12 protein-coding genes are annotated in these 13605 nt (G+C 39.0%); all 12 read left to right on the top strand.

Features of this window, described 5'->3' with window-relative positions:
- The first annotated feature begins 38 nt into the window (after nucleotides 1-38).
- The 12 genes from ACIQZG_RS03665 to ACIQZG_RS03720 all read left to right on the top strand — a co-directional run bounded on the left by ACIQZG_RS03665 (nucleotide 39) and on the right by ACIQZG_RS03720 (nucleotide 13535).
- Nucleotides 39-683, top strand: a complete 645-nt coding sequence (locus ACIQZG_RS03665; RefSeq protein ID WP_402753809.1) for a class II aldolase/adducin family protein — start codon at nucleotides 39-41, stop codon at nucleotides 681-683.
- Between the two features lie 11 nt (nucleotides 684-694).
- The gene (locus ACIQZG_RS03670; protein WP_402753810.1) at nucleotides 695-2146 is read left to right on the top strand and encodes a rhamnulokinase; all 1452 of its coding nucleotides are present in this window, start codon (nucleotides 695-697) and stop codon (nucleotides 2144-2146) included.
- 15 nt (nucleotides 2147-2161) lie between these two features.
- Entirely contained in the window at nucleotides 2162-3946 is a 1785-nt protein-coding gene (locus ACIQZG_RS03675; protein WP_402753811.1) for an L-fucose isomerase, read from the top strand.
- Nucleotides 3947-3960: 14 nt separating this feature from the next.
- On the top strand, nucleotides 3961-4656 hold the full coding sequence (locus ACIQZG_RS03680) for an FGGY family carbohydrate kinase (RefSeq protein ID WP_402753812.1): 696 nt from the start codon (nucleotides 3961-3963) through the stop codon (nucleotides 4654-4656).
- 132 nt (nucleotides 4657-4788) lie between these two features.
- On the top strand, nucleotides 4789-5439 hold the full coding sequence (locus ACIQZG_RS03685) for an FGGY-family carbohydrate kinase (protein ID WP_402753813.1): 651 nt from the start codon (nucleotides 4789-4791) through the stop codon (nucleotides 5437-5439).
- A complete protein-coding gene (locus ACIQZG_RS03690; protein WP_402753814.1) occupies nucleotides 5417-5629 on the top strand; it encodes a hypothetical protein in 213 nt (70 codons plus the stop codon). Before ACIQZG_RS03685 ends, ACIQZG_RS03690 begins: the two co-directional genes overlap by 23 nt.
- Nucleotides 5626-7686, top strand: a complete 2061-nt coding sequence (locus ACIQZG_RS03695) for a bifunctional aldolase/short-chain dehydrogenase (RefSeq protein ID WP_402753815.1) — start codon at nucleotides 5626-5628, stop codon at nucleotides 7684-7686. Before ACIQZG_RS03690 ends, ACIQZG_RS03695 begins: the two co-directional genes overlap by 4 nt.
- Before the next feature lie 445 nt (nucleotides 7687-8131).
- Nucleotides 8132-9691, top strand: a complete 1560-nt coding sequence (gene rny / locus ACIQZG_RS03700) for a ribonuclease Y (protein WP_402753816.1) — start codon at nucleotides 8132-8134, stop codon at nucleotides 9689-9691.
- Between the two features lie 386 nt (nucleotides 9692-10077).
- A complete protein-coding gene (locus tag ACIQZG_RS03705) occupies nucleotides 10078-10803 on the top strand; it encodes a YveK family protein (RefSeq protein WP_402753817.1) in 726 nt (241 codons plus the stop codon).
- A complete protein-coding gene (locus ACIQZG_RS03710; protein ID WP_402753818.1) occupies nucleotides 10803-11513 on the top strand; it encodes a CpsD/CapB family tyrosine-protein kinase in 711 nt (236 codons plus the stop codon). The genes ACIQZG_RS03705 and ACIQZG_RS03710 overlap by 1 nt, the downstream gene beginning before the upstream one ends.
- A gap of 37 nt (nucleotides 11514-11550) precedes the next feature.
- Nucleotides 11551-12306 (top strand): tyrosine-protein phosphatase, encoded by a 756-nt coding sequence (locus tag ACIQZG_RS03715; RefSeq protein WP_402753819.1) that lies wholly within the window; start codon nucleotides 11551-11553, stop codon nucleotides 12304-12306.
- Between the two features lie 110 nt (nucleotides 12307-12416).
- On the top strand, nucleotides 12417-13535 hold the full coding sequence (locus ACIQZG_RS03720) for a glycosyltransferase family 4 protein (protein ID WP_402753820.1): 1119 nt from the start codon (nucleotides 12417-12419) through the stop codon (nucleotides 13533-13535).
- The last annotated feature ends 70 nt before the right edge of the window (nucleotides 13536-13605 follow it).

Genomic DNA, 13605 nt, shown 5'->3' on the forward strand with positions numbered 1-13605 from the left:
TTTTGTGCCTCCCTTTTTTACAAACGGAGTGTGATGATATGGTGCAGAATATTGAAGAGCTGAAAAAATATGCTCATAAATTAGTAGTAGGTGGATTAGTAGTAGGTGCAGGCGGAAATTTGAGTTTGCGTGAGGGTGATTATATGTATATTTCACCTAGTGGTTATGATTTACAAGAAATTGAGGATCATCAATGGGTGAAGGTGCATATTGCAACGGGCAAAGTAAAGGGGGATTTAAGACCATCCTCAGAAGTGCTCATGCATTTAGCGTGCTTTCGAAAAAATCCACATATAAATGCTGTATTACATGCACACCCAACATATTCAGTTGCTGTTTCATCAGCTGGTAAAGAGATTCCACCGATGTTTCCAGATTTTCCGGCGATGGTCAACAGTGTTGGTTATTTGGACTACATTATTCCAACAACCGAATTATTGGCAGATGCAGTGGGTGAAATAATTACTGAACATGAGGTCATAGTAATGCGCAATCACGGCGTATTAACAGTAGGTAAAACGCTGAAAGAAGCGTACTTTTATATGCAATTAACGGAGGAATCTGCAAAGGTTTTAACGATTAGTACATTATTTGGGGGACCACGCATATTAACAAACGAAGAATGTAAGGAATTACGAAATCTTTCCGCAGAGCGTTATCGCTCGAAATTGTTGCAGGAGTAGGAGGGCGAACCATGCGGACTGTTTTAGCTTTTGACTTAGGTGCTTCAAGTGGTCGATTAGTTGCCAACCATTTTGATGGACGAATCATCACTAGTGAGGAGATCCATCGTTTCTCTAATAAACCTGTTCATATAGGATCTCATTTTTATTGGGATGATCAATTTATCATCAGACAAATGAAGCAAGCACTTGAGCAGGCACCTTCTAATGCTTGTACAGTTGGTATTGATACGTGGGGTGTAGATTTTGGTTTATTGGGAAAGAACAATCAGCTTTTAGCGCAGCCATTTTCTTATCGAGATCCACATACCGAAGTAATGGTGAACACACTGCAACAACATATGACACCATTTGAATTGTTTCAACGAACAGGCAATGAAGTGGCTTCAATCAATACATTATTTCAGCTAATGGCAATTCAAGAAGATCAACCGCAGTTATTAAAGGAAGTAACTGAAATTTTACTCTTGCCTAACTTATTTTCGTATTACTTAACGGGCATCAAAAACAATGAATTTACGATTGCTTCAACTACGCAATTGATGAATCCTTCGACTAAAGCTTGGGATCGTGCATTAATACAAGATATTTTTGGGCAGGATTTGCCGTTATGCGATATTGTACAGCCTCATCAAATAATAGGACCACTGGATCAGTTTCCTACGCTACAAATGGTTGCTGTACCTGGACATGATACAGCAAGTGCATTATCAGCGCTACCCATCGAGGAGAGCGAGGCGCTATTTATGAGCCTTGGTACTTGGGGGTTAGTCGGTAAAGAGGTGCAGGAGCCAATAGTTAGTATTGAAGCATTTAACGGAGGATTTACTAACGAAGGAACGAGTGAAGGCACATATCGTTTTCAAAAAAATGCAATGGGCTTTTGGTTACTCCATCGTTTGCGTGAAGAATGGCAACAACAACAGATTACGCTGAGCTATGAGGATGAAAAAAGATTATTTTATGAAAATGAAAATTTTTCGACGTTCATTGATCCGAATGATGAAAGCTTCTTTAATCCAGCGAATATGCAACAGGCTATTCAACACTATTGTAGAATGACCAATCAGCAAGCTCCTGAGACGGTTGGTCAGTATATTCGGTGTATTACACTGAGTCTGGCACTGAGCTATGCCACGATTGCTGAACAAATTGAGCAAATGACGGCAAATGAAAAAGGTACGATTTATATAGGGGGCGGTGGTGCAGAGAATGAGCAACTTTGCCAAATGCTTGCCAATATAAGTGGGAAACAAATTAGTGCGGGACCAACTGAAGCAAGTTCATTAGGCAATGGTCTGTCGCAACTAAGAGCTTTAGGTGAAATTCATTCATTGCAGGAAGGAAGAGACATAATTAAAGCCTCTTATCTTGTAAAACGTTATGAACCACAAGTAATGGAGCAAAAGGAATTATACTTGGAGAAATTTCGCCAGTTATTTCGCCCATATAAACATTCATAAAAAGGGGATAGATATATGCTACAACATCGATTTATCGGCAATTTACCGAAAATAGGTATTCGTCCAACGATTGACGGCAGAAGAAATGGTGTGCGCGAATCGCTAGAAGAAACGACGATGAGTTTAGCTCAAAATGTCGCACAGTTTTTATCAGAAAACCTTCGATATTTTACAGGTGAGCCAGTAGAGTGCGTCATTGCGGATACGTGTATTGGCGGAGTAGCAGAAGCGGCTCAAGCTGCAGAAAAATTTAAGCGTGAAGGCGTAGGGATTTCTATTACAGTAACACCTTGTTGGTGCTATGGGAGCGAAACGATGGATATGGATCCACATATACCAAAGGCCGTTTGGGGATTTAATGGTACAGAAAGACCAGGTGCAGTATATTTAGCGGCTGTGCTTGCTGGATATGCACAAAAGGGTTTACCGGCTTTCGGTATTTATGGACGTGATGTGCAAGATTTAACAGATAGCTCAATTCCTGAGGATGTACAAGAGAAATTATTGAAGTTTACAAAAGCGGCACTAGCGGTAGCGACAATGAAAGACAAATCGTATTTATCGATGGGTTCCGTATCGATGGGCATTGCAGGCAGTATCGTGAAGGATGATTTTTTTCAAGAATACTTAGGGATGCGTAATGAATATATCGATTTAAGTGAGTTTATTCGCCGAATGGATTTGAAAATTTTCGATGAAGAAGAATTTGCGAAGGCACTTGAGTGGGCAAATGAAAAGCTAATCCGAGGGGAGGATAATAATAAAGAAGCGTTTAAGCGAACTGATGAAGAAAAGGAAAGTGATTGGCAACGTTCTATTCAAATGACGTTGATTGCAAGAGATTTAATGATTGGGAATGAAAAACTTGCCGGAAAGGGCTACGAAGAAGAAGCACTTGGACGTAATGCACTTATTGCTGGTTTTCAAGGGCAGCGTCAATGGACGGACCATTTTCCAAATGGGGATTTTTTAGAGGCGATTTTAAATTCATCATTTGATTGGAATGGTAAGAGAGCGCCCTATATTATTGCTACTGAAAATGATTATTTAAATGGTGTATCTATGGCATTTGGGCACTTATTAACGAATACAGCGCAAATATTTGCAGATGTGCGTACGTATTGGAGCCCAGAAGCAGTAGAACGAGTAACAGGAAAAGCACCAGAAGGCAGAGCGGAAAATGGTTTTATTCACCTTATTAACTCAGGGCCAGCAGCACTAGATGGCACAGGGCAACAATCGATTGATGGCAAGCCTGCGATGAAGCCATTTTGGGCTATTACAGATGAAGAAGTTGAAGCTTGCTTGCAGCATACAAAATGGCGACCCGCTTCGACGGAGTATTTCCGTGGTGGTGGTTACTCTACTGATTTTACGACCAAAGGTGAAATGCCTGTGACCATTACGCGGTTAAATTATGTCAAAGGTATTGGACCTGTTTTACAAATTGCAGAGGGGCATACTGTAGAGTTAGCGGAGCATATGCACGATACCCTTGATCAACGAACAGATCCGACATGGCCAACTACTTGGTTTGTGCCGAAGATAACTGGAAATGGAGCATTTACGGATGTTTATTCAGTGATGAGTAATTGGGGAGCAAACCACTGCGTTTTAAGTTATGGGCATATTGGTGATGAATTCATTACGCTGGCAGCGATGCTTCGAATTCCAGTAAATATGCATAATGTTGAAGCGGAACGTATATTTAGACCAAAAGCATGGAGTTCGTTTGGTACGGCAAATAGTGAAGGGGCAGACTACCGAGCTTGTCAAAACTTCGGCCCTATCTATAAATAGCAGGAGTGAGTGTGATGAAATATGTCATCGGCGTGGATTATGGCTCTGAATCTGCAAGGGCAATACTAATGAATACTGAAACCGGCATATGTCATAAGTCAGTGCAACAGGTCTACAAGCATGGTGTTATCACAGAGAGTTTATTTGGTAAGCCTTTAAAGCATGATACTGTGCTACAGCATCCAGATGATTATCTATGTGTGTTAGCGACGCTTATCCATCAGTTATCAGAGGTGCCGGGGGTATCGCCTCAGCAAATTATCGGCATTGGTATTGATTTTACGAGTTGTACAGTTGTGCCAGTAGATGATGAGTTTGAGCCACTCCTCCATCAACATCGTTTTGTGGAAAATCCACATGCCTATGTAAAGCTATGGAAACATCATGCTGCAGAGGAAGAAGCGAAGAAATTAAACGAGCGATGCCGCCAGGATAAGTGGATAGAACGGTATGGCAATATCGTATCTTCAGAATGGTTACTGCCTAAAGTAATGGAAATTGCCAATGATGATCCACAATTTTTCCATGAAGTTGCATATTTCATGGAAGCAGGAGACTGGCTCGTTTCGAAACTTACTGGAGTATTGTCACGAAGTAGTTGCTTTGCAGGCTATAAAGGTATGTGGTCAAAGCAAGATAGCTACTTATCAAATGAACAACTTAGTAAAATTCATCATGCACTACCAATGATTTATGACACAAAGTTATGAGGGACTGTACAATCTATTGGCCAAAGAGCCGGTTATCTAACGGAAGAAATTGCTACATTACTTCGATTAACAACGAAAACAGCAGTCGGTGTAGCTATTATAGATGCGCATGCTGCCTTACTTGGTGTAGGGGTGAGTCAACCAAATGAGCTCGTTATGGTGATGGGTACGTCAACTTGTCATTTAATGGTGCATGATAAGGAGATTTTTTTGCCTGGAATAAGTGGAGTTGTTGAGGATGGGATTTTGCCTGGAGCATTTGCCTATGAGAGTGGGCAAGTAGCTGTCGGTGATCTATTTGCCTATTTTATAAAAAATCATGTGCCAAGTAATGTAGTTGAAGAAAGTAAAGAGCGAGGCGTTTCTATTTTTCAATTACTAGAAGAACAGGCTGCAGCATTACAACCAGGCGAAAATCAGCTAGTTGTACTTGATTATCATAATGGTAATCGGACACCTTATGTCAACGGTCAATTAAGTGGTGTTGTTGTCGGTGAAACATTAACGACAACAACAGCTATGCTTTATCGCGGCTATTTAGAATCTGTTGTTTTTGCAACAAGAGTCATTATTGATTTATATGAAGCACACGGACTCCAGGTGCAAAGACTTATTGCAACAGGTGGAATACCCCAGAAAAATAAACTACTGATGCAATTGTATGCTGATATTTTACAAAAGGAAATTGAGGTTTGTGTTGAACAACAGGTACCGGCTGTTGGTGCGGCTATTTTAGGTGCGACGGCAGCCGCACCTGAGAATGGTGGATTTATTGCATATTGAATATGCAATAGAGAGACTGTGCCAAAAAGAAGTACTTCTTTATAAACCTAATAAAGCGACGAAAGCAGTCTATGATGAATTGTTTTCTTGTTATAAGGAACTAAGTGAATACTTCGCGGTAAAGTCAGCGATGATGGAGAAACTTAGACATTTAAAATATACCGAAGAGAAAATGGGGAATGAAAAATGATTGAGAATCTTTGGCCTCAAACGATTGAACCTGTAGAGACAGATACAGTATCTGGTTTAGCACTTCGTTCGAATTTAATCGGTGCTGATCGACGAGTTTGTAATTATGCTGGTGGAAACACCTCCTTCAAAACAACTGCTATCGACTTTCAAGGCAACGAAGTCGATGTAATGTGGGTTAAGGGAAGTGGATCAGACTTAGCGAGCATGACCGAAGACAATTTTACTGCTATACAATTAGAACCAGTCAATAAGTTATTAACACGAGAGAATATGACTGATGAAGAAATGGTTCATTATTTGGAGCATTGTATGCTAGATAAATCACATCCCCGCGCGTCAATTGAAACATTGCTACACGCTTTTTTACCATATAAACATGTGGATCATACACACCCGGATGCAATTATTAGTATTTGTTGTGCACCAAATGGGCAGGACATTGCGCAAGAAATATATGGAGATCGATTTGTATGGGTACCTTATATTCGTCCAGGTTTCTTATTATCCAAAATGATTGCCAAAAAAGTGAAAGAAAATCCAAAGGCAGAACTTGTGTTAATGGAGAAGCATGGATTGGTGGTTTGGGGGGAAACAGCAAAAGAGAGTTACGATAAAACAATTGACGTTATTAATGAAGCACAGGGTTATATTGATGCTGCATTTGCTACTGCACCAGTCTTTGGGGGGGAATGTTTTACATCAATCCCCCAAGTAGAAAGGGTAGAAATCTTAGCAAATTTACTCCCTGTTATTCGTGGATTTGTTTCCAAATCACACCCATCGATCGTGACATATGATGATAGCGATACCGTTTTGGAGTTTGTGAATAGTAAACGTGCGTTAGATTTAAGTAATGTTGGTGCCGCGTGCCCAGACCATCTGGTGCATACAAAACGAGTTCCTTTATTTATCAACTGGGACGGAGAGGTAAAGTCGTTACAGACCATGGTGACTGAAGGGTTAGAAAACTACCGAACAGCTTATGAGGCATATTTTAAGGAGAATGCTACAGCTACAGATCGTATGTTCAATCCTTATCCAAGAGTTATTTTAATTCGTGGAATAGGGATGATTAATACGGGCAAGGATTATCAGCATGCAAAAATTAGTGAGGCACTTTATCAAAGAGCGATTGTAGTCATGAGAGGTGCAGATGCGATTGGTGGTTTTACATCATTGACTGCAGAAGAATCCTATCAAATCGAGTATTGGCCACTAGAATTATATAAATTATCATTAGCACCAAAAGCTGCAGAGTTTTCAGGTAAGGTTGTTTTTGTTACTGGAGGTGCTGGTGGTATTGGTAGTGAAACATGCCGATTGTTAGCAAGCCAAGGTGCGCATGTTGTACTGGCTGATTTGAATGAAGAAGGTGCACAAAAAATAGCATCTGATATTGCTGAGAAATTTGGAGTGGGCAGAGCATTAGCTGTTTCGATTGATGTCACAAAAGAAGATCGAATCCTTCACGCATTTAAACAGACGGTGCTTCAATATGGTGGCATTGATATATTAGTAAACAATGCGGGACTAGCAACATCTAGTTCATTTGAGAAAACAACATTAGATGAATGGAACTTAAATATGAATGTACTTGGCACAGGCTATTTTTTAGTGGCACGAGAAGCGTTCAAATTGATGAAGCTGCAACAAATTGGCGGTAGCATTATTTTTATTGGTTCGAAAAACGCTATATATGCGGGCAAAAACGTTACGGCTTATAGTGCAGTGAAGGCACTAGAAGCACATTTAGCACGTTGTATAGCAGTAGAGGGTGGCGATTTTGGTATACGTGTAAATTCTATATTGCCAGATGCTGTATTGCAGGGGTCGGCCATTTGGGGTTCTAAATGGCGAGAAGAGAGAGCTCAAGCGTATGGTATTCAACCAGACGACCTAGAGGAACATTACCGCAAGCGTACCATTTTACAAGAGAATATTTACCCGAAAGATATTGCAGAGGGAATTGCATTTTTTGCTTCTTCCAAAGCGAAAAAGACGACAGGATGTATGTTAACAATAGATGGTGGGGTTGCAAGTGCTTTTTTACGATGAAAAAAGAAGCATTGCTTTCACGAATTGTGAAGGTAATGCATTTTTTGTTAGAATGCTTATTTTTATGAAGTACTTTAAATGGGCAAAATTAGTTACCGATATTTCCGCACTGCTAGGTAGAGCTTGTAGCGGCGGCGAATGTTTTTCCGTGCGAAAGCTCTTATACATTAATAGAATCGAATTAACTGTTTTGAAAATTGCTCATTGTTAGTTAAGTAGTTAAGATAGAACAAAAGTATGAAATACATATTTTATTGTTGGATATTATTAACTTTTTGTGTGATGAAGGCGAACATGTGCCCGTCAATCCTTGACAGAGTTTATAGGTAGATATACAATTAAATATGTATAATTTCTGAATTATGACTTTTAAAATAGGCAGTACATTTAAAATGTATGCGCCGACTGAAAACGTATTACCGAAATAGCAATAGGAGGTGTTCATATGGACGGAATTACTATCATCTCCGCTTTGCTTGGACTCATCGTTGGTGCCGCTGTTAGCTATATCTACATGAAAAAAGTGAATGACTCAAAAATCACTGGTGCTAAACATGTTGCCGAAACAATCGTTGAAGACGGAAAACGAGAAGCGGAAGCATTAAAGAAAGAAGCACTACTTGAAGCCAAAGATGAAACTCACAAATTTCGAACTGAAGCTGAAAATGACATTCGTGATCGTCGTTTAGAACTTCAAAAACAAGAGAACCGTTTATTGCAAAGAGAAGAGAATCTTGATCGCAAGGATGATGCTCTGAATAAGAGAGAAGCAGGTTTAGAGCGTAAGGAAGAAGCTCTTGCCGAGAGACAACAGCATATTGAACAGATGGAGAGCAAAGTGGAAGAGCTTGTTGCAGCACAAAAATCCGAGCTAGTGCGAATTTCTGCATTAACTAGAGATCAGGCGAAGGCTGTTATCTTAGGAGAAGTAGAAAAAGAGCTAGCAACAGATATTGCTGTTATGACGAAGGAATCTGAAACACGTGCAAAAGAAGAATCTGATAAAAAAGCACGTGAAATTTTATCACTGGCACTGCAACGTTTTGCAGCTGACCACGTAGCAGAAACAACTGTCTCTGTCGTTACCTTACCAAATGACGAGATGAAAGGTCGTATTATCGGTCGTGAAGGTCGAAATATCCGTACTTTAGAGACATTAACAGGTATTGATTTAATTATTGATGATACACCAGAAGCAGTTATTTTATCTGGATTCGACCCAATCCGTCGTGAAACGGCTCGACTTGCACTGGAAAAACTTGTACAAGATGGACGTATTCACCCGGCACGTATCGAGGAAATGGTTGAGAAATCTCGTCGTGAAGTGGATGAACAAATCCGCGAAACAGGGGAACAGACAACATTTGAAATGGGTATTCATAACCTTCACCCAGATTTAATGAAAATTTTAGGACGTATGAAGTATCGTACAAGTTATGGTCAAAACGTGTTAAAACATTCTATAGAAGTGGCTCATTTAGCTGGATTACTTGCTGCTGAATTGGGTGAGGATGTGGCATTAGCTCGTCGTGCAGGTTTATTACATGATATCGGGAAAGCTATCGACCATGAAGTAGAAGGTAGTCACGTAGAAATCGGTGTAGAACTTGCAACCAAATATAAAGAACATCCAGTAGTTATTAATAGTATTGCTTCTCACCATGGTGATACAGAAGCAAAATCTGTTATTGCAGTATTAGTTGCTGCAGCTGATGCTTTATCAGCCGCACGTCCAGGTGCTCGTAGTGAGACCCTAGAAAACTATATCCGTCGACTTGAAAAGCTAGAAGAGATTTCAGAAAGCTACGACGGCGTAGAAAAATCATATGCTATTCAAGCAGGTCGTGAAATTCGCATTATTGTTCAACCAGAAAAAATTGACGATTTAGCTTCACACCGTTTAGCGCGCGATATTCGCAAGCGTATCGAAGATGAACTCGACTATCCAGGCCATATAAAAGTAACGGTTATTCGTGAAACACGTGCCGTTGAATATGCAAAATAAATAATAAATAGGCATCCCTTGACTGAGGTCAGGGGATGCCTATTTTTGTTATTGAAATAGTATGTAGGTAATAACATCTATCAACTAGAAATTGGGAATTTAAGTGTACTTCTCGGTATGAATAAAATAAGGTGTGAAACAATATAGTAGTGAATAAAGCGTAGTGAACGAGTTTCAAATTATTACAGGTGTATTTATTAGGAAAGTATTGGGATGCGATTTATCTGTAAATCGCGGAAAGTGAGCATCCCATAGCGGATATCAATTAATAGTAATGATTAAAAATTGGTTAATCAACATACCTAAAAAGTACGTTTGATGATTCAACAATTTAGTTGTACGCCATATTTATTACTAGTTTATTTTTTGACAAGGAGTGAAGGGCATTGAAAGAAACTATCACATTACAAGATGTATTGAAGATAGTACGAGAACATTTCCTTTTTATAATGAGTTTTACACTTTTCATAGCTTTAGTTACCGCCTTTATCAGTATCTTTGTTTTAAAGCCTACCTATGAGGCGGAGACACAAATTTTAGTGAATCAAAAAAACATAGAACAGCCCTATTTAGGCGTACAACAGGTTGAAACAGATCTACGACTGATTAATACGTACAACATCATTATTACCAGTTCAGCTATTTTATCCAAAGTCATTAATAAGCTAGATTTAGATATGACGCCTGAAATTCTGATGGAACATATAACGGTATCTAGCGCCAATAATTCCCAAGTTGTAAACATTAACGTCATAGACAAGCAAGCGGAGTTGGCTGTGGAAATTGCTAATACAATTGCAGACGTGTTTCAGCAGGAGATTCAAGTTTTAATGACAGTTGATAATGTTAACATTTTATCAGTAGCAAAATTAGATAACCAGCCTGAGCCAGTTGCGCCCAATAAATCCCTCTATATAGTAGCAGCCTCGTTTATTGCTTTTGTCTTAAGTGCCGGCTTCGCAATACTAATAGTGAGCTTAGATACTACAATCAAGACCGAGCAAGACATTGAAGAAATAGTTGGGTTGCCGATTATTGGATTGATTAGTCAAATTAATGATGCTCACAACAGAAGCACTAGAGTTCAATCCCGTAAAGTGAGGAGGGAGTAATGATGTTTCAACCGAAAAAGGCGAAGAAAAAAAAGAAGAAGTTCGTAAAAATGGGACGGAAACTTGTGACGGTAGCAAATAGCCATTCTTTTGTTTCTGAACAATTTCGAACGATTCGAACAAATATTACTTTTTCAATGCCGGATAAAGCTATCAAAACAATCTTAGTGACATCCGCGACACCAGGAGAAGGAAAGTCAACAAATGCTGCAAATTTAGGCGTTGTATTTGCACAAGAAGGAAAAAGAATAGTAATTGTGGATGCGGATTTACGTAAGCCAACAATGCACTATACGTTTCTGTTGCAAAATGCTAGAGGACTATCAAATTTACTAACAAGACAATTTACTATCTCTGAAGCCGTAAATAGTACAGATATCCCTAATCTGTTTGTCTTGACGAGTGGACCAATTCCACCCAATCCAGCGGAGTTACTTTCTTCTAATGTAATGGGGGCTGTAATAGAAGAACTAAAGAAAGAGTTTGACATCATTATTTTCGATGCACCACCACTTTTATCAGTGACGGATGCACAAATATTGTCCAATAAATGTGACGGTACATTGTTAATCGTTAACAGTGGCGTTGTGGAAAATGAAAGTGTTAAAAAAGCGAAATCAAGCCTCGAAGCTTCAAAAGCGAATATTTTAGGAGTGGTATTGAATAATTATAAAATACCTCACAATCAATATTATGATCAATATTACTGAAAGTGCTTAGGCAGGGAAGTGAAAAGCAGTGATTGATATGCACAGCCACATATTATTTAATGTTGATGATGGCCCAGAAACTGTTGAAGAGACATTTCGTTTATTTGAGCAGGCGGTTGCAGAGGGGATTTCAACGATTGTTTCAACCTCACATGCCCTTCATCCATTGTATAATGTCCCGTTTAATGAAGTGAATGAACAGATTGCACAATTACAATTGGAAATTGATCGGCGTAATATGCCATTAAAACTTTACTCGGGCCAAGAGGTGCGCTTGGCTGGTAACATTCTAGAACTATATGAAAAAAAACAGTTACACACATTAGCACATTCTGATTATCTATTGTTAGAGCTTCCTTCCAATTACATTCCAAAATATACAAGAGATCTGATTTACGCATTATTAACTGCAGGTATTACACCAATTATTGCACATCCAGAGCGAAACAGAGTAATTGCAGAAAACCCAAGTAATTTAGAACAAATTATACGTGATGGAGCACTTGCGCAAATAACAGCAGGGAGTTTAGCAGGACTGTTTGGAAAAGCTATTCAAAAACGCTCCATGAAATTTGTGCGTTCGAACCTTATCCATACATATGGTTCGGATGTGCATAACTTAAACACACGACCATTCTTATTTGAAAAGGGTCTTAGGTTTTTAGAAAAGCAAAAAGAATTGGACGTGGTCGATTTTTTGCTTGCGAATAACGAACGAATTATAAAGAATATGCCATTAATTGTATACGAACCAGAAGACACTTTCACAAAAAAATGGTGGAAGTTTTTTTAAAATAGGAAAAATAACTATACGCATGTAAGGACATAAAAGTGAGGAAATGCACATAAACAAGTAAAGGTGAATTGCCGGGGAAAATAAGCATTTAAGGGGACAATTATGAGATGAGAGTTGTTTTTATGAGAAGTAATCCTGTTTCTCCAGATCCGAGAGTTGAAAAGGAAGCGGATTGCCTTGTGAAAAATAATTGGCATGTACAGATTTTAGCTTGGGATAGAGATGGCAAGTATAAGACGAGAGCGCAACTGTTGGAGCGTGATCATTCAATTAACATTACGAGGTTTGGTATACCGGCGTCCTTTGGAGGAGGCTTTCAAAAGAATTTCTTTCCATTGTTAAAATTTCAAATTAGACTTTTTCGCTGGCTACTTCGATATAAAAATACGTATGACATAATCCATGCTTGTGATTTTGATACGGCGCTAGTAGGTACAATATGTGGGAAATTACTCCGTAAAAAAGTTATCTATGACGTGTTTGATTCGATTACAGCGCCATTTAATGGACCGGAGAGTATTGGGAAAATCGTTGAAAATATAGACATTAGACTAATGAATAATGCTGATGCAGTAATTATATGTACGGAGAAGCGGAAAGAACAGATTGCAAAAGCTTCGCCTAAAAAAATAGAGGTCATCTATAATACCCCGCGCCATGTAAATCTGAATGATGAAGTGAATTTGAACTCAAATAAAGTAAAAATAGCCTATGTTGGCATACTGACTAAAGAGAGATTTGTTAGTGAATTGGTACAAGTAGTTAAGAATAACCCAAGCTATGAGCTGCATATTGGAGGCTTTGGAGAACTTGCCGATGAACTCTCTAGAGTGTCGAAGGTGTATGACAACATACGCTTTTACGGGAAGATCCCTTATGAAAAGACACTTGCCCTAGAAAATAGCTGTGATATCATGACTGCTATCTATGATCCAAGGGTTATCAATCATTATTATGCAGCGCCCAATAAATTTTATGAGGCACTTATGCTAGGTAAGCCTTTAATAATGGTGAAAAATACAGGAATGTCAGAAGTAGTTGCGGAGAATGATCTAGGAGAACTCATTGATTATAATAGCGAAAGTTTACAAAAAGCTATTGACCGCTTGGTAAGTCGAAAGAAAGAATGGCCTGAAATTTCACGTAAAATGAAGTTACTTTATTCAGAGAATTATAGTTGGGGAAAAATGGAGAAACGAATAACTGAATTATATAGTAGTTTATGAATGGCCTAAGGGGAAGGGGTATTTTGATTATTGCAATGATATTGGATTTATAGGGGGGGCAAACATAAAG

This window comes from Lysinibacillus sp. NPDC096418, from assembly GCF_044762775.1.
Lineage (GTDB): Bacteria > Bacillota > Bacilli > Bacillales_A > Planococcaceae > Lysinibacillus.